This window comes from Bacillus sp. FSL M7-0558, assembly GCF_038003245.1.
Taxonomy (GTDB): Bacteria; Bacillota; Bacilli; order Bacillales; family Bacillaceae; genus Bacillus; species Bacillus pumilus.
Genome location: NZ_JBBOOU010000001.1, coordinates 1,042,041 through 1,064,689, shown reverse-complemented (window position 1 = coordinate 1,064,689; position 22,649 = coordinate 1,042,041). Strand labels below are relative to the sequence as shown.

Annotated in this window: 23 protein-coding genes; 9 read left to right on the top strand and 14 right to left on the bottom strand. The window is 41.3% G+C overall.

Annotated elements, in window-relative coordinates; translation table 11 throughout:
- Positions 1 to 744, bottom strand: coding sequence for an MBL fold metallo-hydrolase (locus MHB79_RS05165; protein ID WP_050945473.1), 744 nt, complete (start codon positions 742 to 744; stop codon positions 1 to 3).
- Positions 745 to 900: 156 nt separating this feature from the next.
- Here MHB79_RS05165 and yhfH point away from each other — a divergent pair, with 156 nt between their 5' ends.
- Both yhfH and MHB79_RS05155 read left to right on the top strand, forming a co-directional pair.
- Positions 901 to 1,038, top strand: a complete 138-nt coding sequence (yhfH, locus tag MHB79_RS05160; protein ID WP_008359029.1) for a protein YhfH — start codon at positions 901 to 903, stop codon at positions 1,036 to 1,038.
- Between the two features lie 339 nt (positions 1,039 to 1,377).
- Positions 1,378 to 2,667 carry a cation:dicarboxylate symporter family transporter gene (locus MHB79_RS05155; RefSeq protein WP_144484625.1) on the top strand — a complete coding sequence of 430 codons (1,290 nt, stop codon included), beginning with the start codon at positions 1,378 to 1,380 and terminating at the stop codon, positions 2,665 to 2,667.
- Between the two features lie 34 nt (positions 2,668 to 2,701).
- Here MHB79_RS05155 and MHB79_RS05150 read toward each other — a convergent pair whose 3' ends face one another.
- The 7 genes from MHB79_RS05150 to MHB79_RS05120 all read right to left on the bottom strand — a co-directional run bounded on the left by MHB79_RS05150 (position 2,702) and on the right by MHB79_RS05120 (position 12,719).
- A complete protein-coding gene (locus MHB79_RS05150) occupies positions 2,702 to 3,751 on the bottom strand; it encodes a M42 family metallopeptidase (RefSeq protein WP_003212389.1) in 1,050 nt (349 codons plus the stop codon).
- A gap of 118 nt (positions 3,752 to 3,869) precedes the next feature.
- Positions 3,870 to 6,179: a YhgE/Pip domain-containing protein gene (locus MHB79_RS05145; protein ID WP_212046107.1), complete on the bottom strand. Its 2,310-nt coding sequence runs from the start codon at positions 6,177 to 6,179 to the stop codon at positions 3,870 to 3,872.
- A 63-nt stretch (positions 6,180 to 6,242) separates the two neighbouring features.
- Entirely contained in the window at positions 6,243 to 6,821 is a 579-nt protein-coding gene (locus MHB79_RS05140) for a TetR/AcrR family transcriptional regulator (protein ID WP_212046108.1), read from the bottom strand.
- A gap of 173 nt (positions 6,822 to 6,994) precedes the next feature.
- A complete protein-coding gene (gene hemY / locus MHB79_RS05135; RefSeq protein WP_050945386.1) occupies positions 6,995 to 8,407 on the bottom strand; it encodes a protoporphyrinogen oxidase in 1,413 nt (470 codons plus the stop codon).
- A gap of 22 nt (positions 8,408 to 8,429) precedes the next feature.
- Positions 8,430 to 9,368 carry a ferrochelatase gene (gene hemH, locus MHB79_RS05130; protein WP_340989201.1) on the bottom strand — a complete coding sequence of 313 codons (939 nt, stop codon included), beginning with the start codon at positions 9,366 to 9,368 and terminating at the stop codon, positions 8,430 to 8,432.
- A 32-nt stretch (positions 9,369 to 9,400) separates the two neighbouring features.
- Positions 9,401 to 10,459, bottom strand: a complete 1,059-nt coding sequence (hemE, locus tag MHB79_RS05125) for a uroporphyrinogen decarboxylase (protein ID WP_003211982.1) — start codon at positions 10,457 to 10,459, stop codon at positions 9,401 to 9,403.
- 124 nt (positions 10,460 to 10,583) lie between these two features.
- A complete protein-coding gene (locus MHB79_RS05120) occupies positions 10,584 to 12,719 on the bottom strand; it encodes a transglycosylase domain-containing protein (RefSeq protein ID WP_340989200.1) in 2,136 nt (711 codons plus the stop codon).
- Positions 12,720 to 12,846: 127 nt separating this feature from the next.
- Here MHB79_RS05120 and MHB79_RS05115 point away from each other — a divergent pair, with 127 nt between their 5' ends.
- Entirely contained in the window at positions 12,847 to 13,332 is a 486-nt protein-coding gene (locus MHB79_RS05115; RefSeq protein ID WP_003211655.1) for an antibiotic biosynthesis monooxygenase family protein, read from the top strand.
- Between the two features lie 64 nt (positions 13,333 to 13,396).
- Here the strand turns inward: MHB79_RS05115 and MHB79_RS05110 are convergent, their stop codons facing one another.
- Positions 13,397 to 13,549 carry a hypothetical protein gene (locus MHB79_RS05110; protein ID WP_339161671.1) on the bottom strand — a complete coding sequence of 51 codons (153 nt, stop codon included), beginning with the start codon at positions 13,547 to 13,549 and terminating at the stop codon, positions 13,397 to 13,399.
- A 282-nt stretch (positions 13,550 to 13,831) separates the two neighbouring features.
- On the opposite strand from MHB79_RS05110, the gene MHB79_RS05105 reads away from it, so the two are divergent.
- Positions 13,832 to 15,019 carry a M20 family metallopeptidase gene (locus MHB79_RS05105; RefSeq protein ID WP_137054831.1) on the top strand — a complete coding sequence of 396 codons (1,188 nt, stop codon included), beginning with the start codon at positions 13,832 to 13,834 and terminating at the stop codon, positions 15,017 to 15,019.
- 28 nt (positions 15,020 to 15,047) lie between these two features.
- Here the strand turns inward: MHB79_RS05105 and MHB79_RS05100 are convergent, their stop codons facing one another.
- From MHB79_RS05100 to MHB79_RS05090, 3 genes are read right to left on the bottom strand one after another with little or no spacing between them, the layout of a single operon-like run.
- Positions 15,048 to 15,755, bottom strand: coding sequence for an EcsC family protein (locus MHB79_RS05100; protein WP_137054832.1), 708 nt, complete (start codon positions 15,753 to 15,755; stop codon positions 15,048 to 15,050).
- 53 nt (positions 15,756 to 15,808) lie between these two features.
- Positions 15,809 to 17,029 (bottom strand): ABC transporter permease, encoded by a 1,221-nt coding sequence (locus MHB79_RS05095; protein ID WP_137054833.1) that lies wholly within the window; start codon positions 17,027 to 17,029, stop codon positions 15,809 to 15,811.
- Positions 17,022 to 17,762, bottom strand: a complete 741-nt coding sequence (locus MHB79_RS05090; protein WP_340989198.1) for an ABC transporter ATP-binding protein — start codon at positions 17,760 to 17,762, stop codon at positions 17,022 to 17,024. Before MHB79_RS05090 ends, MHB79_RS05095 begins: the two co-directional genes overlap by 8 nt.
- 487 nt (positions 17,763 to 18,249) lie before the next feature.
- On the opposite strand from MHB79_RS05090, the gene MHB79_RS05085 reads away from it, so the two are divergent.
- From MHB79_RS05085 to MHB79_RS05075, 3 genes are all read left to right on the top strand, one after another.
- Positions 18,250 to 18,678, top strand: coding sequence for an HIT family protein (locus MHB79_RS05085; protein WP_335365285.1), 429 nt, complete (start codon positions 18,250 to 18,252; stop codon positions 18,676 to 18,678).
- A gap of 357 nt (positions 18,679 to 19,035) precedes the next feature.
- On the top strand, positions 19,036 to 20,115 hold the full coding sequence (serC, locus tag MHB79_RS05080; RefSeq protein ID WP_044140686.1) for a 3-phosphoserine/phosphohydroxythreonine transaminase: 1,080 nt from the start codon (positions 19,036 to 19,038) through the stop codon (positions 20,113 to 20,115).
- Between the two features lie 125 nt (positions 20,116 to 20,240).
- Positions 20,241 to 20,759, top strand: a complete 519-nt coding sequence (locus tag MHB79_RS05075) for a tryptophan transporter (RefSeq protein WP_003212065.1) — start codon at positions 20,241 to 20,243, stop codon at positions 20,757 to 20,759.
- 49 nt (positions 20,760 to 20,808) lie between these two features.
- Here the strand turns inward: MHB79_RS05075 and MHB79_RS05070 are convergent, their stop codons facing one another.
- Positions 20,809 to 21,000 (bottom strand): hypothetical protein, encoded by a 192-nt coding sequence (locus MHB79_RS05070; protein WP_003211362.1) that lies wholly within the window; start codon positions 20,998 to 21,000, stop codon positions 20,809 to 20,811.
- 128 nt (positions 21,001 to 21,128) lie between these two features.
- On the opposite strand from MHB79_RS05070, the gene MHB79_RS05065 reads away from it, so the two are divergent.
- Positions 21,129 to 21,485 (top strand): YtxH domain-containing protein, encoded by a 357-nt coding sequence (locus MHB79_RS05065; RefSeq protein WP_007497160.1) that lies wholly within the window; start codon positions 21,129 to 21,131, stop codon positions 21,483 to 21,485.
- A 187-nt stretch (positions 21,486 to 21,672) separates the two neighbouring features.
- Complete coding sequence (locus MHB79_RS05060) at positions 21,673 to 22,296, top strand: HTH-type transcriptional regulator Hpr (RefSeq protein ID WP_340989194.1); 624 nt, start codon at positions 21,673 to 21,675, stop codon at positions 22,294 to 22,296.
- Here the strand turns inward: MHB79_RS05060 and MHB79_RS05055 are convergent.
- Entirely contained in the window at positions 22,271 to 22,618 is a 348-nt protein-coding gene (locus MHB79_RS05055; RefSeq protein WP_050945394.1) for a YhaI family protein, read from the bottom strand. The genes MHB79_RS05060 and MHB79_RS05055 overlap by 26 nt on opposite strands.
- Positions 22,619 to 22,649 lie beyond the last annotated feature (31 nt).

Sequence of the window (22,649 nt, the reverse complement as noted above, 5' to 3'; positions counted from 1 at the left end):
CTATCTTCCTTCCTTGTTCCATCTAAGCCCTGAATGGGCAAGCTGTATATTGCCAGTATATAACGCCTGTGCTTCATTGACTAGGTCTTTATGACGACCAAAATGGGGCAAGTGGGTGATGATCAGTTCTCCAACATTTGCTTCCTTTGCAAGCTTGCCCACCTCTGTACTATTCATATGTCCTGCACTCGATCCATCCTGTCCAGCGTAAAAATTGCTTTCAGCAATCAGTAGATCTGCATCCTTGCTAAATGGGATAAATGCCTCCTGATCACTTGAGTCTGCTGTATACACCACCACAGCATCCCCCGCCTGAATTCTCATCGCATAGCATTCTGCCGGATGAACCGTTTTCAAAAAATCAATTTGAAATGGACCAATTTGAATACCCTCTTCTGGCTGATAAGCCTTTGCCTTAGTATGTACATCATCCGCAAGCCGCCCAAATGCTTCTTGATTACCTGTATGTCCATAGATCGGAAGCGGACCGCTGCTTTTTCCTAAATGATATCCCACTAGCTTCGCATATTGGAGTGGTCCGATATCTGCAATATGATCGTGGTGATAATGAGAAAGGAGAACAGCATCTAGTTCTTCTATATCTATGTATTGCTGCAGTTTGGAAAGAACACCGCTTCCGCAGTCTACAAGTAGACGAAAGCCATCTGATTCAAAAAGATACCCTGACGTCGCTTCACCAGCGGCCGGGAATCCTCCGTAGCATCCAATGACAGTTAATTTCATCGTCATTTTTCCCTCCTTTTCTAAAAATCCCCTTCTTACAATATACCCATTTTTCATGAAAAAAGCATTCTTCTTGCCTATTGTTACAAAACAGATTGACAAATATCAATCTGTTATAATACAATAATAGCAACAAAACGTATTGGAGGATGACAAATGCTAGGAAAAATCACAGAATTTTTTAGAAATTTGCCTTCAAAAAAATGCACAAAATGTGGAAATGATTTAATGGAACAACACGAGTGTTATGGTAATGAATGTGAGGAATGCTCACAAGTAAGTTATCTTAAATAAGGTAATAAATTGAATTAAAAAGCACTTTTTTCCTCCGTCGTCAGTTGGAGTCAAAAGTGCTTTTTATTTTTTCTGAAAAATAGGTAAAAAGGTAAAACCCTTGTCCTAAAAGGGTTTTTTAGTATTTTCATCTGATGAGTTTTAGTTCCGAAGGCACTTTTTATTGACTTGAATCAATAATGGAGGTTCTAAATGTTCATTTTTTCAAACAATTTTGTATTTTCTTAATATAATTTAATCGTGGACGAAACTCTTTAATTTTAGTTATACTTTAATTCATATATTAAAACTTAATATGATGGGAATATTCCTTTAATGAATATGTTAGGGAGGAAATCTATGAAAAAATTAAAATTTGGATTAGCGACACAAATCCTAATCGGTCTTATTCTCGGTGTCGTTGTTGGGGCAATCTTTTTCGGTAACCCAGGCGTTGAGACTTATTTAAAACCAATTGGAGACTTCTTCTTAAGACTCATTAAGATGATTGTTATACCAATTGTCGTATCTAGCTTAATTTTAGGAGTTGCAGGTGCCGGTGATGGTAAAAAGGTAGGGAAGCTTGGTTTTAGAACCATTCTTTATTTTGAAATTATCACAACATTTGCGATTATCCTTGGTCTTGTGCTTGCTAACTTTGTTCAACCTGGTGCAGGCGTTGACTTTGGAAATACGGAAAAACAAGATATTAGCCAGTATGTTGAAACGGAAAAAGAGCAAAGCAGCAAATCAGTTGCTGATACGTTCCTTCATATCGTTCCAACGAACTTCTTCCAATCATTGGCGGAAGGTGATTTGCTTGCGATTATTTTCTTCACTGTGCTATTTGCTCTTGGCGTTTCTGCCATTGGTGAACGCGGCAAACCAGTGCTCGCCTTCTTTGAAGGTGTATCACACGCCATGTTCCATGTCGTCAATGTTGTGATGAAAGCTGCACCATTTGGTGTCTTCGCACTCATTGGCGTGACTGTATCAAAATTTGGTCTTGAATCTCTTATTTCATTAGGTAAGCTTGTAGGTCTTGTTTATTTTGCGCTCGCTCTCTTCCTTATCGTTGTATTCGGAATTATTGGAAAGATGATTGGCGTCAATATTTTCAGATTTCTTGCTTACATGAAAGACGAAATGCTTCTTGCCTTTAGTACATCCAGCTCTGAAACAGTTTTACCAAGAGTCATGGATAAGATGGAGCGCATTGGATGTCCGAAGGGAATTGTTTCTTTCGTTATCCCAATCGGTTATACATTTAACCTGGATGGCTCCGTCTTGTATCAAGCGATCGCTGCGCTCTTCCTTGCACAGGTTTACGGCATTGACCTTACGATTGTCCAGCAGCTCACACTTATTCTTGTGCTAATGGTAACATCTAAAGGTATGGCTGCCGTTCCTGGTACGTCCTTTGTTGTATTACTCGCCACATTAGGAACGATTGGTGTTCCTGCTGAAGGTCTTGCATTTATTGCAGGTGTGGATCGTATCATGGATATGGCGCGAACAGTTGTTAACTTAACAGGAAATGCACTTGCAGCTGTTGTGATGTCTAAATGGGAAGGGCAATATGACCCTGAAAAAGGACATCGCGTGATGACTGGACAAGATGTACCTGAACCGACACAGCTTTCAAGCTAATGAAAAAGAACCCCGATAAATGGGGTTCTTTTTTTTATACTGTGATTAAGGATGATTGCACGTAGTGATAAAGAAGATTCGCTGTATGGACAAGGGAATCTTCATGCGTTCGTTCAAAAGCATGCGAGGAATCGATCCCTGGACCAATCAGTCCATGAATGATATCATGCCCTGCTCGAATCGCTGCTGATGCATCAGAGCCGTAATAAGGGTAAATATCTAAACGGTAATCTATGTTGTTCTCTTCTGCTAATGCAGCTAAATGCTTGCGTAATCCATAATGATAAGGACCGCTCGAGTCCTTCACACAAATAGACACGCTATATTCATCTGTTGATTGACCATCGCCGATCGCTCCCATATCGACAGCAAGATATTCCACCGTTTCTTCGGGAATATTGGAGTTACCTCCGTAGCCAATCTCTTCATTATTAGAAATTAAGAAGTGCGTCGTATGCGGCAGTGTGATATTTTCCTTTTGAATGCGGTGGATGAGTCGTAGCAAAAGCGCTACACTTGCCTTGTCATCAAGGTGTCTTGATTTAATAAAACCTGATGACGTCACTTCCACTCTAGGATCAAATGAGATAAAGTCCCCTACTTGAATCCCAAGTGCTTTGACATCGTCTGCATTTTTCACCTTTTCATCGAGACGAATCTCCATATTTTCTTGGTTTCGTTTTGCTTTTCCTGCATCCGCATAGACATGAACGGACGTTTGATGCATAAGAATAGTACCTGTGTATGTATGACCTGTTGCTGTTTCAATTTCACAATATTCGCCTTCAATTGAGTTATATTGAAAGCCTCCAATGAGTGCAAGACGAAGCCGTCCATTTGATTTAATTTCCTTTACCATTGCACCGAGCGTATCGACATGTGCTGTCAGCATGCGGTGTTCCTTGTCATCAGTTCCTTTAATAGTAGCAATTAAGCCGCCCTTACGATTTCGTTTTGTCTCAATATTTACATCTTGTAAAAAGCGTTCAACAAAGCCGATCACCTTTTCTGTATTCCCTGACGGACTTGGGATCGATACGAGCTTTTGAATTAGCTGAACGGTTTCGTTTACTTCAGTAGTCATTCGGCATTTCCTCCTTTGTGTGAAAGCAATTCCTTCCATTAAAATATATCGCTTCGGGTTCAAGATGTCTAATTTCAAATCAAAAATCCTTCCTCTATCAAGAGAAAGGATTCATTGATTAAGCTTCGTCTTGTTTCATTTTTCTTACGTTCCAAGCAAAGTATGCAGTTGTTGCCGCCATCATGATGATCGCAACTGTACCGAGAATCGCTGCTTGGTGCCATAAATAGCTGTCATCACCGCTTGCAATGATCGTTCTAAATCCATTGATTGTATACGTCATTGGAAGCAGACTATGGATGACTTGGAAGAACTTCGGCACAAGCTCAAGCGGGAATGTACCAGCACTTGCTGCGAGCTGAAGAACTAAGATAATGACGGCAATGAAGCGTCCTGGGTTCCCCATTGTTGTTGCTAGCAGCTGAATAATCGCTAAGAATGTCAGACTGACGACGATCGCAAAGAGATAGAAGCGCCAGAGGCTTTCCACCTCAAGACCAAGACCAAAGATGAGCATCGTACTTGCAATGACTGCTTGAAGGATACCGACAAGTAGAAGCACGCTATATTTGCTGACAAACCATTCAAACGCATTTCTAGGGCGGCCAGCAGGGTCTTTCATTGGGAATACGACGGTGAGCATTAGAGCCCCAACAAAGAGTCCCATGGATAAAATATAAGGCGTGAGCCCTGTTCCATAATTATCAATCTTCTTCGCTGTATCATTTTCTGTTTTAACTGGGCTAGCAATCATATTGTAATTGTCTTGCCCCGCATCAATTTCTCCTGTTTCATCAGCGGCGCTTTTCAATTTATTGGACAGCTTACCTGTACCGCTCTTTAAATCTCCCAATCCTTTATCAAGCGATTTTGAGCCTTCGGCAAGCTTAGATGTATTACTTTGGATATTTGTTGAACCACTTTCCAGCTTATTTAACGCTGCGCTCAGCTGGCTTGATCCATTCGCAAGCTTATCCGCACCGCTTTTCGCTGTATCAAGCTTTCCATTTGCTGTTTGCAGGCCATCTTGTAATTGGCCTTGACCTGTTTGAAGCTTCAGTGCACCTTGATACAATTTATTCGTACCAGACGTCATTTGGTCGATCGCATTTTGTATCGCAACTGTAGATGTGTACAGCTGTTCTGTTTTCTCTGGTAGCTGTTTGACTTGCTGCAGCTGCGCTTTTGCAGATGCAACTGCTTGTTGAACCTCACTTGCATCAGGCAGTTCCTGCAAGGCCGCTAAGCTTTGTTCGAGTCCAGACAGATCAGGCAGTTCGATTTTAGGCAGGCTGTTCAGCTGATCCATTGCCGCCTTTTTCTCTTCATCTGTCATAGAGCTGTTTTGGATAATGCTTTTTACATTAGCATCTCGATTTGATAGTGCTTCTTTTAATGAAGCAAGTTTTGTACTGAACGTTTTTGCGTCTTCTTTCACCTGATCGAGTTTAGGCGCCATCTTCTCTAAATTCGCTAATTCTGGTGACGACAAGACTTTTTCTACTGCTGCAATTTTTTCCGAAAAGGATTGGGCTTTGTTGTTTAGCTGCTCAATGCCTGCTGTGAATTGCGGCATTTTAGAAGCGAGCTGCTGATGTCCTTCTCGGCTTGTGTTTAATCCTTCGGTTAATGTATCAATTCCTGTACCAAGCTCTCCAAATTTCTGATCAATGGTTTGATAGCCTGTTAGGAGCTGACCAAGCCCACTGTCTAGAGACTGTATGCCTGTGTTCAGTTCACCCATTTTCCCTGCGAACTGATGAACACCTTCGCTATAGGTTAACGTACCTTCAGCCAATTTGGCTAAGTTGTCTTTTAATTTCGTACTGCCATCTTTTGCGCTTTTTGTTCCGTCATCAATTTTCTTCGCGCCATCGCTTGCTTGATCTAATCCTTTTGCAATCGTTTTGAAGTTATCAAAGATGACCTCGGCGTAATTTTTTGTGACTTCTTTTGAAACCGAATCTTTTAATTTGATAATGGCATTATTCGCAATTTGTGACGCCGCATAGTTGGCGCCTGGATTCGTATAATATTTCAGATTCGATTTTTTCGGATGTTTATCTAGCACTGTACTTGCATTTTTCGAGAAATTCTTTGGTATTTCCACCACGAGGTAATAGTCCTCGTTATTTAATCCTTTTATAGCCTTTTCATGACTATCGACAAAGTTCCATTTGAAATTATCGTTTTTCTTTAATTCCTTTACTAAATCATCGCCGACTTGAAGGGTTTTCCCGTCATAATGACTGCCTTCATCCAAGTTGACAACCGCTACAGGCAATTGATCAACTGTACCATAAGGGTCCCAGTATGCTTTTAAAAATACACCACTGTAAATCAGCGGAATAAATAAGACAGCTAAAATCGGGATCAGTAGTTTTTTGCTCGTTACAATGTCCTTCCATTGATTCCGAATTAAATTCATTGCTGTTTTCCTCCCATAGATGAATGACTAAATATAAAATTTGGTCATTTGAACTCAAAAAAATTATGTTGTTGCAGATAGTCCTTTTAAGACATAAAGCTCCAGCGATTCGGCTACCTCTTCTTTTGTTAAAGGCTCGTATCGCTTTTCCCAATCAAAAATCAGTGCAATATATAGTTTCACCATCACAAATGCAGTCAATTCAGGATCACAAGGCTTAATGTCGCCTTTATCCATCGCTTCTTGCACTTTCATTTTGATATAGCGAATGATCATCTGCTCCATTTTTTCGATCATTTCCTTGACCGCTGACGTGCCAAGCTCTGCATTTTCCTGAAAAATCTTAATTGTGAGCTGGTGGTTTTTTCGAAATTCTAAAATTGCAAAGAGTGCTAAGTGAAGGTTTTCAGAGAAACTATTCTTCTCATCAATTGCCTCATCCGCAATTTTCCTCATCTCTAGTAAAAGGGATGTGAAAATTTCATCAAACAACTCTTCTTTGTTTTTGAAAAATGTATAAATGGTTCCTTTTCCGACGTTGGCAAGCTTTGCCACAAGGTCCATTGTGGTCGCTTTATACCCGAATTGAGTAAATGCTTTCGTCGCACCCTCTAAAATCATTTGTCTCCTATCAACACTCATGTTCTCACTCCCGAAATGACTATTTGAACGTTTTGGTCATTAAGTACAGAAAGTAATATACCATATCTTTTTCCCCAGATGCAACAACTTTGTTCACATTTATGATTCCCAACTCTTTTTGAATGATTCGAACATGAAAAACTCCCTTTCCATGACAGAAAAGGGAGTTGTTTTTATGAAAATAGATACGATACAGCCTCTGAGATGGCGGCTTTTCCTTGATCAATACAATCAGGGATTCCAACACCTTCAAATGCAGCACCTGTGATATAAACACCAGGATATGATTGCTTAAACGTTTCTCGCATGTTCGAAATAGCTTTCTGATGACCGACGTGATATTGCGGCATACTTGTCTTCCAGCGAGTCACTGTCGTCAATTCTGGATCTGCTTTAATATCCATGATTTTCTTTAAATCTTCTAGCACGATGCTGACGATTTGACTGTCTGACTGCTCGACAATCGATTCGTCACCAGCTTTTCCGACATACGCACGCAATAGCGTTTTTCCTTTCGGAGCGGTATGCGGCCACTTTTTGTTTGTCCACGTACAGGCTGTAATAGAGAAATCACTGTTTCTTGAGATAACAAAACCAGTGCCGTCATATTCATTATGAACATCCTCTTCTTTAAAACCGAGTGCTACTGTTGCAACAGAAGTAGAGGTCATGTCATGCAAATACTCTAGCCCTGCTTCTTTAGGAAACATGGAATAAATCGATTGATGCGGCGTCGTGACAATGGCTGAATCGGCAAAAAGCGTTTGACCGCTGTCTAATTGCAAGCCATAGCCTCCATCCGTTTTTTCAATCTGTTTTACTTTTGTCCCTTTATACACCTTTGTCAGCTTGAGCTTACTTTCTACTGCTTCCACAAGCGACTGCAACCCTTGATTGATCGTTTGGAACTGTCCTTGTTTTTTCGCAGTCACCTGCTGCGCTTTCGCATGCTGCTGTGATTTTTTCATCCCAAGAATCAAACTGCGATGCTGCTGTTCTGTTTGATAAAATTGCGGGAAGGTGGACATTAAGCTCAGGCGGTCAATATCCCCTGCATAAATGCCTGATAGAAGCGGTTCAATTAAATTCTCAACGACCTCATCACCCACACGTCTTCTAAAAAATTCACCAAGTGACTGATCTTCGGTCTGCTTGCTTTTTGGCAACACGAAATCCATCGCCGCTCTTGCTTTTCCCGCAACTGAAAAAAGACCAGTTGTAATAAATGGGCTGATTTGAGTTGGAATGCCCATAACAGCACCCTTTGGCATCGGGTGAAGCTTTTCATTGACCAGTACATACGCTTGCCCAGTTTCATTATTGACGAGCTGATCGGACAGACCGACATCTTTCGCAAGCTGCGGCCCACTGACCTTTCTTTCTAAAAATGAATCAGGTCCACGTTCAATGATGTAGCCGTCTTTATATAATGTTTGTATTTTTCCACCTAGCCTAGGGCTCGCTTCAATAAGTGATATTTGAATCGGAAGACCTTTTTCTTCGACTTCCTTTTCCAAATAGAAGGCGGCGGCTAAACCAGTGATGCCACCGCCAATGATGACAAGGTGTTTTTGATTGTCATGCATAGGATCGCCTTCTTTTATATGATTACTTGCTTTCGTCAAGCTTCTTTAATACGACTGTTGCCAGAGCATCAATAAATGCTGGTTTCGCATTTGGCATTTCTGGACGATAGTAGGCTGCACCAATTTCATCTGTCACGACTTTACATTCATAATCGTTGTCGTATAACACTTCAAGATGATCAGCGACAAAACCAACAGGCACATACACGAATGTTTGATAGCCTTTTTGTTCAAATAAGTCCCGCGTTAAGTCTTGTACGTCTGGTCCAAGCCATGGATCCGGCGTATTGCCTTCACTTTGCCAGCCAATTTCATAGTGTTCAATTACCGCACCTTCTGCAATCATTTTGGCAGATTGTGCGAGCTGATCAGGATATGGATCTCCTGCTGCAATAATTTTTTCAGGAAGGCTGTGTGCAGACACAATAAGTACCGCGGAATCTCTTTCCTCTTGACTCATTGATGCATACGTATCCTTCACTTGCTTCACCCAATAGTCCACAAACTTCGGCTCATCGTACCAGCTTTCAACAGACGTAATCTGTAGATTGCCAAGCTTGTCTGCCTCATCTTGTGCACGTTTGTTATATGATTTCACACTAAAGGTAGAGAAATGCGGCGCTAAAACGATACTCACAGCTTCTGTCATGCCGTCCCTGTGCATGTCAGCAACTGCATCCTCGATGAAAGGCTCGATATGTTTTAAGCCAATGTACACATGAAATTCAATGTCGTCTTGAATGTCATTCAAGTGATCACACAAACCATGTGCCTGCTGCTCTGTAATTTTTGATAAAGGAGAAATACCGCCGATTGCCTTGTAGCGATCCTTTAAATCTTGCAGCATTTCCGGCTCCGGCTTTCTGCCTCTACGAATATGTGTATAATAACGCTCAATGTCTTCTTCTTTATATGGGGTGCCATATGCCATGACAAGAAGCCCCATTTTCTTTTTCTCCACAACCAACACTCCTTCAGATCAATTGAAATAGTTTAGATGGATGATTTTTTATGTGTAGCTGAATAGTCGTGAATAAAATCGGTCAGCTTCTTTAACGTATCTGGTGAAACATCTGGAAATACCCCATGACCTAGGTTAAAGATGAAGTGATCTGATTTCATCCCTTGATCTAATATGTCTTTTGCTCTTTCTTCAATGACTTCCCAAGGAGAAAGTAAGATCGTTGGATCAAGATTTCCTTGTAACGTTTTTGTGAGCCCTTCTTTTCGCGCTTCGTCTACACTCATACGCCAATCAAGTCCAACGACGTCTAGCGGCAGGTCATGCCAATCTTTCACGAGATGGCTTGCACCAACTCCGTACATGATCATTGGTACATTTTCACTCTTCAACTCTGTGAAAATTCGCTGCATGACAGGTTTAATGAATGTCCGGTAATCCGCTGCATTTAAAGCGCCCACCCATGAGTCGAAGATTTGGAACGCACTGACCCCTGCTTTTACCTGTGCGCGTATGTACGTGATCGTCATATCAGCTAATTTGTTCATGAGCAGCATCCATGTCTCAGGCTCACTGTACATGAGCGCTTTTGTTTTATGATAGTTTTTAGACGGGCCGCCCTCAATCATATAGCTAGCCATCGTAAATGGTGCACCAGCAAAACCGATGAGCGGTACATTCAGCTGCTCCTTCGTTAAAAGCTGAATGGTGTCAAGCACATATGGCAGGTCTTCTTCAGGATGAAGTTCCCCAAGACGTTCGATATCTGCTTTTGTCCGAATCGGTGAATCAATGACAGGTCCAATGCCATTTTTAATTTCAACGTCCACTCCAATAGCTGGAAGCGGGGTCATAATATCTTTATATAAAATCGCGGCATCTACACCATATTGTTCTACAGGAAGTCGTGTTACATAAGCACATAGCTCTGGCTGATGCGTAATTTCAAATAGCCCGTACTTTTCTTTAAGGGCACGATATTCAGGCTGTGAGCGTCCTGCCTGCCTCATATACCAAACTGGTACATGGTCTGTTTTTTCCCCTTTGCACGCCTTTAAGAACGTGTCATTAAAAGCCTTCGTTTTTCCCATTACCTTTCATTCCACCTTTCGCCTTACACTCTCTTTGTATAAGGCTCAAACACTGCTTTTACTATACCGCTTTTTCAAGGCACGGTATACTAAACCGGCTCATTGTTCAAAAAATCGCCGAATATTAACGTCCAAAAGCCTCTGGCTTGACATATGGACTGCCTTCTCCTTCTTCTTGCGTTTGGGTATTATATGGAACCACCTTATACTCCGCATCTGAAAACACATTGGCATACGGCATTGTGTAGCTGCCTACGCCTGTCACTGAATCGATCAGCGTCTCGTTTCCATTCCTCTTTTCATAAATACGGTATTCAACGCGTTTATCCTCCTGCTTGTCCCAAGACAGCTCTAATGTAAACAATCCTTTGATTTTAAACGCATAGCGGGCTTCAAATCCAGAAAGTCCTTCTAAATGAATTGGTGCTTGAAGTTCTTTAATCCCCTCTGGTTTTTTAAACGTTTCATTCGTTATTTGGGCTGCCGTTAAAATATCCTTAAACAACTGCACTGGGTATTGACTTCCGCCAGTTAAATAGTGACTGTTATCGGTTTTGTCATACCCCATCCAAATCGCACCCGTTGTACTTGGCGTATAGCCGGCAAACCAAGCATCTTTTGTTGCACCCTTCACACCTGAATATGTGGTCGTGCCTGTTTTACCTGCTAAATCTCCAGCATATGAACCGCTCTGGGCTGTTCCGCCTTTGACGACTTGCTGCAGCATTCTTGTCATATTCCAAGCATTCTGCACGCTAAACACTCGTTCTGGCTTACTACGGTTTTTCTCTACCGTTTCTCCTTCATCATTGGTGATTTTCTGAATGAAGAAAGGCTTTTGATATACGCCTTCGTTTGCAAATGTGTGGAAAGCTCCTGCGATTTGAAGTGGAGAAACCCCTTTTTCTAAACCGCCAAGGGCTATCGCAAGTCCTTGATCCGAAATATCGATTCCCATTTTCTCGAGATATGTTTTCGAGGTATCAATACCAAGCTGGCTTAATGTCCACACCGCTGCTGTATTCTTACTTTTCATGAGGGCCTCCACCATCGTGACCTTGCCTTCATACTGTCCATCGTAATTCTTTGGTGAATAACCGTCATAGCTTTTTTCTTCGTCTTCAAGCAGGGAATAAGGTCGGAATTTTTTCTCCTGCAGCGCAGGTCCATATACCGCGATCGGCTTGAAAACAGATCCAGGCTGTCTAACAGCGGTCACCCTGTTATAGCCCCTCGCTTGATATTCTCGTCCTCCAATTGCTGCTTTTACTCCGCCTGACTCATTATCAATAAAGATGGCACTGCTTTCAGGAGAACCGCTTTTTCCCGGGAAATAACGGTTGTTTTTCATCGCATCGTAGGTGACCTTTTGCAGATTCATATCAATCGGAACTGTTATGGTATAACCACCTTGAAGCAATTGTTCATGTGAAATGGCATACTCTGATTCTGCTTCCTTAATGATAAGATCGACATAGCTATCGACCCAAGGCGTTTCTGATTTCTTTTTTAAATGAATGCCTAGTGTTCTCCCTTTTGCTTCTACTGTTTCTGTTGATGATAAATATCCTTGCTCATTCATTAAGTTAAGAATCGTGTCCCGTCTTTGTTTATTTTTATCAGGGTGTAAAACAGGCGAGTAAGTAGACGGCGCCTTTGGCATCGCAGCGAGTGTAGCCCCTTCGCTGACCGTTAAATCTTTCACATCTTTACTAAAGTAATAATTGGCTGCTGCTTGGATACCGTAGACGCCATGACCGAAGTAAAGCTGATTCAAATACATTTCGAGCAGCTTATCCTTTGAATAATCTCTTTCTAAATTAATTGCAATGATGACTTCTTTTGTTTTTCGCAGAAAGGTTTTGTCATTTGTGAGAAAAATATTTTTTGCGAGCTGCTGAGTAATTGTACTGCCGCCCTCTACCTTTCCACCTGCTAATATATCTCGATAAATCGCCCTTGAAATTGACTGCGCATCAATTCCATGATGCTCATAAAACCGCTTGTCCTCGACAGACACAAAGGCTTTTGCTACTTTATCAGGTACATCCTTTATTGAAACAGGGTCCCGATTTTCTGAATACATACTTGTGAGTTCTTTTCCATTCCGATCAATGATTTGGGATGAAGCGTGAAATACAAGCTTCTTTTCATCTATGACATAATGTCCTAAAAATAAAATGGTCAGATAGCCAATAAATGAGAGTACGATTGTACTTCCTGCAATGACTAATGGAATGATTATCTTCTTATTCTTCAAATTAGGTCACCTCATTCCTTTATACGGATAGTATGGGATGTATTGCTTCATAATATGTTTTATGGATTGACTACCAAAGAATTATATATCATTCTTTTGTTATACTATCAAGCGGGAGGCGGTTTAGATGAATGTCTATATAACCTATGGAACAGCAGATTTCTTGCATAAAATCGCAAAGAAACACGATCAGGAAAATCTGCTTTATATGGTCGGAAAAGAACAAGCAGCTCTTTTCCATGAGACGGAGGGCGAGACTGTTTTTAAAGCCCCTCATGCCTATGATGTGATTTATGCGAAAGGTGAGCTAGTCCAACCTGGCTTCGTCACCTTGAATCATATCCCTGTGAAGCTTGAAAGCAGAGCACTGTTTGAATCTACTTTTCAGAAGAAGACGAACATTTCAGAACATCAGCGGGGCTTCCAGGCTCTTCGTGTGTTAAGACCGAAAAAAGATGAAGAAGTGTATTTGATTATGACACTCTGGGAATCAGAGGACTTATTTGAAGACTTTCAAGAATCAGAAGCATTCTTTCAGCCAAACGATGATACTGGCTCCATCTTCTCTCGTCCTGCTTATCTCACATCCTATCATGCCGTTACAGACAATTAATGAAGTGCTGCTTTCAGCACTTCATTTTTTTATGAAAAAAAGCCCAATCGCTGGGCTCTTCATTTTATCGTCGTGATGTCAGCTCGTACCGATGAATGATCGGCTGAAGTACATAGAAATTCAATAGGATCCATCCTAATAAGATCGGCCACTTCAGCATAGGTGAAGCCCCTTTCAATTGAATGAGCATCACCAATAGCGGAATCAAACAGAGCATGAAAAAACTCATTTTTGATACAAAGGTTTCTTTGATTTGATGCCGACAGCTTGGACACATCATCATTTTCGTATGTGATAAATGAAACTTTTCAACGAAAGAAAACGCTTTTGAACAATTTGGACAGCTTCCCAATACAATTCCTCCCTTTCTCCGCTTCATAGCACCTTCGACTTTTATGTAAAATGACCTTTTGATGCGCATACGACATTCTCTTCTGTTGAAAGATTCTAACAATTACCATACAATCAGTAAAAGAGCATGAAGGAGGTTTTCAAATCAATGACAATATCCACTTTACAAAAAAGCATCAATGAACGTCTTGATGAACATTATGAGGAAATGGTTGAAATTAGACGCCATCTCCACATGAATCCTGAACTTTCTTTCCAGGAAGAAGAAACAGCCGCTTTCATCGCCAGCTACTATGACAGATTACATATACCAACACGTACACAGGTGGGCGGCCATGGTGTACTCGCCTTTATCGAAGGAGCTTCTTCGGGGCCGACGATTGCCCTCAGGGCTGATTTCGATGCACTTCCTATCCATGATGAAAAGGAAGTGCCTTACAAATCGACAAAGACCGGTGTGATGCATGCCTGCGGGCACGATGGACACACAGCGACACTACTTGTCTTAGCGAAAATTTTGAATGAGCACCGTGATCAATTAAAAGGGAAAATCGTCCTCATTCATCAGCATGCAGAAGAATATGCGCCAGGCGGTGCAAAACCAATGATCGAAGACGGCTGCTTAGACGGTGTCGATGTCATATTCGGGACGCATCTTTGGTCTCCAGAGCCTTGTGGCACGGTTCTTTATAAAAGCGGAAACTTTATGGCAGCTGCCGACCGCTTCTCTATCCGAGTTCAGGGGAAAGGCGGACACGGCGCCCAGCCTCACTTAACGAAAGATGCTGTACTTATCGGTTCACAAATCGTCACAAACTTGCAGCAAGTCGTTGCCCGTAAAGTCAATCCAGTTGATTCTGCTGTTGTATCTGTTGGAGGTTTTGTAGCAGAGAATGCTTTTAACGTCATTGCAGATTCTGCAGTTTTGACTGGTACTGCACGGTCCTTTGAAGAAAGTGCACGACACACCATCGAACGAGAAATTGAACAGGTCGTAAAAGGGGTGTGCGACATGCATGATGCCGGCTACACATATGAATATGTGAGAGGATATCCTGCTGTTAAAAATCATCCAAAGCCAACTGAATTTATTGCTGACATCGCAAAACAAACAGATGGTGTCACAGAAGTAAAAGAAGCGGAAACCCAAATGGGCGGAGAAGATTTTGCTTACTACCTTCAGCATGTCCCTGGTACCTTCTTTTACACAGGCGCCATGCCGGAAAACAGCGAAGACGCGTATCCCCATCACCACCCGAAGTTTGATATCAACGAAAAAGCAATGCCTATCGCAGCAAAGGTACTCGCCCGTGCTGTCCTTTCCTACGATGAATAAAAAAAGCCGCTGGCAAACAGCGGCTTTTCTATTTCATTTCTTTCAACACCCGTAAGTGAAACACATGACGAGCGACATCTCCGAGCTGTCCTATCAGATGATGATTTGCCACACCGCCAACAGCGGCTCCGACAATCGGCATTAATTGAAACAGCTTCACTAGGTCAATGTAATCTCGATACTCCTGCTGAAAGCTGTACCAATCCATTTTCTCACGGCTCGTTTCCCAATCATCAATGATGCTCATCATTTTTTGACGATGCGCACTGCCGGAAAAGGCGAGTTGAAATATACAGAGCAAAAAGAGTCTTTCCTCTTTTTGAGACAAATCAAAGCCATAAATACATGCCAGTTCATAAAGACATTTCATCTTGATGCTAAGCAGCAGCGGAAAGTCTGCCATACCGAGCAAAATACCACCTGCACCTGTTCCAATTCCTTCGATCGCAGCTGCTTTTTGATAGTACTTCACTTTCTCCTTTGCCAGTTCATTTCGCTCAATGATGGATAATTGCTCATCAATGACTGAAAATGAAGTGAAGTGAGATCCTGATACGGTGGATTCAACCATTGTTTTGACCGCACTTGTGATGACTTGATGAAACCTGGCAGGGATTCGGCGGTTCACCTGCTGCTGAACTCCTTTTGAAAACCGTTCGATCTTTGAAGGTTTTCTTAAAAAACGCGTTTGAAAAAGAATGGCTTCTTCATATAACTCCCGTTCAGCTGCATTCATCCGGTCCCCTCCTTGATGTCATCATACGCTCGCTGTCAGAAACATATCTCTGCTTATCGCATCTTTTTTAATCGACTGAGTACGTAAGGCTTGAAGAGGACAAGCACAAATGCCAGTGAAATCAGAAGGGCAAGTCCACTTCCCTGCCATCCTCCTGCCGGTAGTACTGAACAGCTCAGCAATATCGATTGGATGATGAGCACGTTACGGACGAGAACAAAAAAGCTCCGATCCTTTTCTTGCTGAGCAACAGGATAAAGTGCCTGTAATGAAAGATGGGCAAAGTGCTTCGTTAACGGCACAAGCTGGACACCTGTGATGAACACGGTGAACAAGACAAGCAGCGCGCCCACCCAGCCTGCTGCACCTGTATACAAAATAATCAGGACAAACACGGCAGTTAGCCTAAAAACGAGACCAAAATAGTCATTTGAGCGTACAAACGCCCTCACATACATATAAGAAAAAGTTTTACGCTGGTCATACGGAACAAACTGCAAAAGCCAGTCCATATAAGCTCTTCTTTTCACCTGTTTCTTTAAATGAGGCACATCTGTAAATAAATTGGCCAAACGATAAAAACGCTGTTTTCGTTTTAATTCGTCAGAAATATGCAATTCCCATTGAAAAGGCTGCTTTTTGACTGCATTGGTTAAGTAAACGAGATAGACACCATAGATGAGATAAAAAACGATTGCGATTGCATAAGATGCCTGTAAAACGGTATAGATTAAAATCATATTCAATAGAAAACGAAGGAATGCATCAAGCCATCTCATCTGTTTTCCTTGAAAATACGTCATTCTCCATTGAATCGCTGTATTCAGACCCTTAATCAAAATCATTTGCGCCAATATAAGCACATACATCTTGATGCCGCCTGAAGACACCGCCGAATAAAGCGGGAGTGCGACAATGGATACGGCAATGAGAGGAAACAGCTGAGAAATGAAGCTAAAGTTAAAAGCTTGTTTTAAATAAGGCTCCATCTTCCCTTCCAAAGGAAGCAAAAACACGAGATCTGCTTCTTTGATCAACGTCCGCACGTAAGAGCTTGTCAGCACCAATGAGAAAACAACTGCCATGACCCAGTAGGAAGGAAAATGAGCTGGAATTTGTTTGAGCCAGTTACTATACCAGCTCGCTCCGCCTGCAAGGAAAAAAATGAGCACAATGACAAGATGATCATTGAACATGTATTTTAAATATTTTCTTGTATCTTGTATGTGTTCCGCTAACCGGGATTTCCAAATGCTTTGCGTCGTTTTACTCATAGCTTTCTTCCTTTGTTAATTCCAAATAAAGATCATCGAGTGTCGCATCTCTCATATTGAACTGTTCTCTCAGCTCTGTCAGTGTTCCTTTCGCTCTAATTTCCCCTTCGTGCAAAATAATAAAGGAATCACAATAGCGTTCAGCTGTCGCCAAGATATGCGTTGACATCAGGACACTAGCGCCGTTTTTCTTTGCAGCATTCATCCGTTCAAGCAGTGCATTAATCGCAAGAGGATCAAGCCCTAAGAACGGTTCATCGATGATATACAGTTCCGGTTCAACAAGAAACGCACACATAATCATGACCTTCTGCTTCATTCCTTTTGAAAAATGAGCAGGGAACCACTTCAAACGTTTCTCCATTCGAAATTCTTTCAGCAATGACGGCAGACGCTCATCTAATTGTTCCTTTAACAGTCCGTAAGCCATCGCTGTCAGCTCTAAATGCTCTTTTAAAGTTAATTCTTCATATAATACAGGTGTTTCTGGAATAAACGTAAATTGCGAACGATACGCCTCTTGATCATCTTGAAGGGTTCGTCCATTCAATTCAATAACACCTTTATGCGGTTTCATGAGTCCGATGATATGGCGAATGGTTGTGCTTTTCCCCGCCCCGTTTAAGCCGATGAGACCGACGATTTGATTTCTTTCTAATTCAAATGAGATATTTTTTAGAACGGGATTCTTCGTATATCCACCCGTTACATCTTTTACAGTGAGAAGGGACATGAATTCGTTCCTTTCTTTCGTTTTTCCTTTATAGTAACAAAAACGAAAGGTAATTTGAAATGTTTACCTATAGACAAGTCAAGAATAAAAAATAGGCATCTTGGTCATCATAATGTATGTAGAAGAAATGAACTTGATGACCAATAAGTAAATGAGGTGTTTGTTAAAGGCAAAGAACCGCATGACAAGTTGGTTTTTCATCTAAAAACCTTAGCTTCTGTTTTGCTTCACTGATTCTTGATTTTTGTGTCCTATACAATATGTATACGACAAACCAAAACGTCAAATGAGGTGTTTACGGCAGAAATAGCAGGCATATGAATTCTTTATTTCAGTAAATAGAGAATTCAAAAGGCATATCGAATGAAAGCATCAGCATTTCTTCTGCAGGAGCAGGATGAGCGACCAAAGGAGTTCGCTTGTCCTGTTTTCTTTTTTGCTCATTTTTGTGATACGATGAAGGAAAATGAATGAGGAGTGACATGACGTGAGCGATTGTATTTTTTGCAAGATCATTGATGGAGACATTCCATGTGCAAAAGTATATGAAGACGAGCATGTATTGGCTTTTCTAGATATTAGCCAAGTAACAAAAGGGCATACCCTTGTAATCCCAAAAATACATAAAGAAAACATCTATGACATGACACCAGAAGTATCTAATCACTACTTCCAAGCGATTCCGAAAATTGCAAGAGCGATCAAACAGGAATTTGAACCCATTGGATTAAACCTTTTAAACAACAACGGCGAAAAAGCCGGACAATCTGTGTTCCATTACCATATGCATATCATTCCGCGCTACGGCAAAGGCGATGGCTTTGGTGCTGTATGGAAATCACATCAAGATCAATACACGCCAGAGGATTTAAAAGAGATTTCTTCTGCCATCCACACGCGCCTTACCTCATCTTAATAGATGAGGTAAGATTGTTGACAAAGGGCTAAAATGATCTTTATTTTAGCCCTTTGTCTTCTTTTCAGCGTGATTGAAAACCTTTGAAGTCTAGGAAGGACGAGCACCGAAGCAGAGCGAATTTGACATTCGTGAGCATCGGAGCGCAGAACTGACAACGAATGCGAGGGTTTGTCTACACGCTGACCTCATCTTAATAGATGAGGTTTTTCTTATTTCTGCCCCCCTTTTATCCCCTCCATCTCTTAATAGTAAGATATTTAAAACGATTCAAATTTTTTGTCCAATTGCTTCAAATTTGTGATAGGATGGTTTTATCTTTTGATCCATTAACGCGAGAAATAGGGAGAGATTGTGATGAAGCGAACGACGAATTTTAATGCTGGTCCGGCGGCACTGCCGCTAGAAGTGCTTGAAAAGGCACAGGAAGAACTTGTTGATTTTAAACAAACTGGAATGTCTGTGATGGAGCTGTCTCATCGCAGCGGTGAATATGAAGAAGTCCACAATAAAGCAAAAGCACTGTTGGTGGAACTGATGGACATTCCTGAAGATTACGAAGTCCTCTTTTTACAGGGCGGAGCTAGCCTTCAATTTGCGATGATTCCTATGAACTTCTTACATGAAGACGAAACGGCTCATTTCATTCAAACAGGCGCTTGGTCAGAAAAAGCATTATCAGAAGCAAAAGGGTTTGGTGAAACATCTGTGTTTGCTTCAAGTGAAGACGACAACTACTCGTATATTCCAGAAGTAGATGCCTCCGGTTTAACAGATGGCGCTTACTTACACATCACATCAAACAATACGATCTTCGGCACTCAGTGGAAAACGTTCCCTGGTACATCATTACCACTCATTGCGGATATGTCTAGTGATATTCTCAGCAAAAAAATCGATGTTTCTCAATTTGATCTCATTTATGCTGGGGCACAAAAAAACTTAGGGCCTTCTGGTATCACGATTGTGATCGCGCGCAAACGTTTATTAGAAAAAGAGAAAAGCAGCACACCGAAAATATTAAAATATTCAACACACGCAAAAGCTGGCTCTCTTTATCACACACCACCGACTTTTGCGATTTATATGCTGTCTCTTGTCCTTGAGCATGTCAAACAGGCTGGCGGCGTAGAAGCAGCGGAAAAACGCAATGAACAAAAAGCAGGCATTCTCTACGACACAATTGATCAAAGCGGCGGTTTTTACAAAGGACACGCACGCACTGACAGCCGGTCGCATATGAATGTCACATTTACCCTTCGTGATGATGCGCTCACTGCTTCCTTTGTAGAGAAAGCAAAGCAGGAACAAATGGTTGGACTTGCCGGCCACCGTTCTGTCGGTGGATGCAGAGCATCTATTTACAATGCGGTATCGATTGAAGACTGCCAAAAGCTTGCGGACTTTATGAAAAAGTTCCAGCAAGAAAATGAGTGAAAAAGCTTTTCTATAGAGAAATAAATTTGTTATAATAACGAGAAATATAAAGTGATGACTCTTGCAATAAATGATGAGCCATATTATTGGAGAGTTCTAAGAGCTTAGCAGAGGAGAGCATAGAAATGAAAACAAAAGAATTAGTCATTATGTCATTGCTTGCAGCAATGGGAGCTGTTTTGCATACGATTTTCCCGCCCATCTTTTTCGGAATGAAACCTGATATGATGCTGGTTATGATGTTTTTAAGCATCATCCTTTTCCCAAAGGTACAGCATGTAGTGGTTATTGCCCTCGTAACAGGCGCCATTTCTGCATTAACAACAGGTTTCCCAGGCGGACAAATTCCGAATATGATTGATAAACCAGTAACAGCCTTTATCTTCTTAGCCCTTTTCTTATCTTGCATGAAGATAAAGAACAAAGTAGTGCTAACCGCTGTGTTAACTGCGATTGGAACCATCGTATCCGGCGTGATTTTCCTATCTGCCGCATTACTGATCACTGGACTGCCAGCTGCATTACCGGCACTTCTTGTAGGCGTCGTCCTGCCAGCTGCCGTGATTAATACCATTGCCATGGTATTTGTCTTCCCAATTGCTCAGTCCATTCTCAGACGTGCAAGAATGATAGAAGTTGCTTAACAAATAATCGAACCTCTTCATAATAGATGAAGAGGTTTTTTTCATGCTTTTATAAAAGAAAAAGGGTCAGCAGCAAAATGAGGAGCGAAATTCCTGCACCTGCCGCACACACAAGTGCTTTTTGCTTTAATACATGTTTTGGCGGATAAGACCCTGCATACCCCAGCTGTCTTGCATAATGAATAGAACCACCTGTAAAAACGACACCGATACACGTAAAAACGAACAGAAAGACAGACAACCTTCTCCCCTCCCTTTTCTTCAAAAGTATGCTAAAATAAAGCAAGCTATGTATGGAAGTTCAATGAAGCTGATCGTCAGCTCAGAGAGAACATGCGAATGTGTAAAATTTGACTAGAGGTGATTTGAATGGCTAGTGGACGTTCTTTATTAACAGGATTATTTGTAGGCGGTCTCCTCGGAGGTGCGGCAGTGCTCCTGACGACTCCCTCTTCTGGCAGAGATGTGCGCGGAAAGATGAAAGATGGCTATGACAAATTCGAAGATACGCTGACAAGATTAAAAAGAGATGGACAGGCTTTAAAAGAGCAAATTGTTGAAACAGCAAAAGAAAGCGCAGAGGTCATTAAAGAAGTCGGAACTGAATTACAAACATCGATTCAGCAATGGCGTGAAGAAATCAAGCCTCACCAGCAGGACTTGCAAAAGGAAATTCAGGAAATTGAGGAAAAGCTCAAGCAACTGGAGAAAACCTTACAAAACTAATATACTCAAGAAAAAATATTCGTTTACAAAAGTGTGCGGGGTGCGTATCCCGCACTTTTTTTGTTGAAAAAAGGTTATTTTGTCAATGTTTTTCATGAGTTTTAAAAATTCTTGAATTTTCAGCTTTATTAATCTTTATTTTATTGGCATAATAGAATTACAAGAAAAAGAGAAGTAGGTGAAATGGATGAATCATTCGGAAAAGCCTTTCGATGTAAAAGAAGCACTTTTATTCAGTCAAAGAATGGCCCAATTGAGCAAAGCTCTTTGGAAATCCATTGAAAAGGACTGGCAGCAGTGGATCAAACCGTATAACCTAAATATCAATGAACATCATATTTTGTGGATTGCGTATCAATTAAAAGGAGCTTCAATATCAGAAATTGCAAAGTTTGGCGTCATGCATGTATCAACGGCGTTTAACTTCTCCAAGAAACTCGAGGAACGAGGATTTTTAAAATTTTCTAAAAAGTTAAACGATAAACGCAATACGTATATTGAGCTAACGCCAAAAGGCGAAGAGACATTCCATAAACTACTCGAAGATTATGACCCTGCACGAACTGGTATTGTCAAAGGTGCACAGCCGCTTCATGACATTTACGGAAAGTTCCCTGAGATTTTAGAAATGATGTGTATTATCCGAAACATCTATGGTGAGGACTTCATGGAGATTTTTGAGAAATCGTTTTCAAACATTGAGAAGGACTTTTTGGATGAGCGAGGAAAAGTCACGAAAAAACCTGAGGAACTTGAAGACTCAGCTGATGCAGCAGAAAAAGTGGCTAATAAAGCAAATCAAATTGTTTAATGATCTTTATAAATTCATTCATTAACGGCTGAAACAGCCCTTGATCACGCAATGCAAATATCGTCTCATGCACATCCAGCTTTTCAATTAACTGTCCTGCAAAAAGCGCAAGCATATCGTCAAACATGACGTAGCCTTGTGCTTTTTGCTTGTCCATTTCCTCTGAAAGCTCAGCACAAATACGCTCAATTTCCTGCGCCTCTTCCTTCGATACCCGCTGCCTGATCAATAATGCATAATATGGATAACGGCTCATATCGGTCGCCGTCAGCAAAAGTTCCATATAATATTCGAGCTGGCTCATTCGTTCCTCAATACTCATGTACGTTCCCTCTTTCTCTTAGTCTTTCTAT

Bases quoted from the DNA above. Each gene is read 5' to 3' on its own strand.
- MHB79_RS05090 (WP_340989198.1), bottom strand. From the start codon at position 17,762: ATGTCCCTTCTCACTGTAAAAGATGTAACGGGTGGATATACGAAGAAT.
- MHB79_RS05100 (WP_137054832.1), bottom strand. From the start codon at position 15,755: ATGAATGCAGCTGAACGGGAGTTATATGAAGAAGCCATTCTTTTTCAA.
- MHB79_RS05060 (WP_340989194.1), top strand. From the start codon at position 21,673: ATGAATCATTCGGAAAAGCCTTTCGATGTAAAAGAAGCACTTTTATTC.
- MHB79_RS05145 (WP_212046107.1), bottom strand. From the start codon at position 6,179: ATGAATTTAATTCGGAATCAATGGAAGGACATTGTAACGAGCAAAAAA.
- MHB79_RS05140 (WP_212046108.1), bottom strand. From the start codon at position 6,821: ATGAGTGTTGATAGGAGACAAATGATTTTAGAGGGTGCGACGAAAGCA.
- MHB79_RS05075 (WP_003212065.1), top strand. From the start codon at position 20,241: ATGAAAACAAAAGAATTAGTCATTATGTCATTGCTTGCAGCAATGGGA.
- yhfH (WP_008359029.1), top strand. From the start codon at position 901: ATGCTAGGAAAAATCACAGAATTTTTTAGAAATTTGCCTTCAAAAAAA.
- MHB79_RS05150 (WP_003212389.1), bottom strand. From the start codon at position 3,751: ATGACTACTGAAGTAAACGAAACCGTTCAGCTAATTCAAAAGCTCGTA.
- MHB79_RS05110 (WP_339161671.1), bottom strand. From the start codon at position 13,549: ATGCTCTGTTTGATTCCGCTATTGGTGATGCTCATTCAATTGAAAGGG.
- MHB79_RS05115 (WP_003211655.1), top strand. From the start codon at position 12,847: ATGAATGTCTATATAACCTATGGAACAGCAGATTTCTTGCATAAAATC.
- MHB79_RS05165 (WP_050945473.1), bottom strand. From the start codon at position 744: ATGAAATTAACTGTCATTGGATGCTACGGAGGATTCCCGGCCGCTGGT.
- MHB79_RS05095 (WP_137054833.1), bottom strand. From the start codon at position 17,029: ATGAGTAAAACGACGCAAAGCATTTGGAAATCCCGGTTAGCGGAACAC.
- MHB79_RS05105 (WP_137054831.1), top strand. From the start codon at position 13,832: ATGACAATATCCACTTTACAAAAAAGCATCAATGAACGTCTTGATGAA.
- MHB79_RS05055 (WP_050945394.1), bottom strand. From the start codon at position 22,618: ATGAGTATTGAGGAACGAATGAGCCAGCTCGAATATTATATGGAACTT.
- hemE (WP_003211982.1), bottom strand. From the start codon at position 10,459: ATGGGAAAAACGAAGGCTTTTAATGACACGTTCTTAAAGGCGTGCAAA.
- serC (WP_044140686.1), top strand. From the start codon at position 19,036: ATGAAGCGAACGACGAATTTTAATGCTGGTCCGGCGGCACTGCCGCTA.
- MHB79_RS05065 (WP_007497160.1), top strand. From the start codon at position 21,129: ATGGCTAGTGGACGTTCTTTATTAACAGGATTATTTGTAGGCGGTCTC.
- MHB79_RS05155 (WP_144484625.1), top strand. From the start codon at position 1,378: ATGAAAAAATTAAAATTTGGATTAGCGACACAAATCCTAATCGGTCTT.
- hemY (WP_050945386.1), bottom strand. From the start codon at position 8,407: ATGCATGACAATCAAAAACACCTTGTCATCATTGGCGGTGGCATCACT.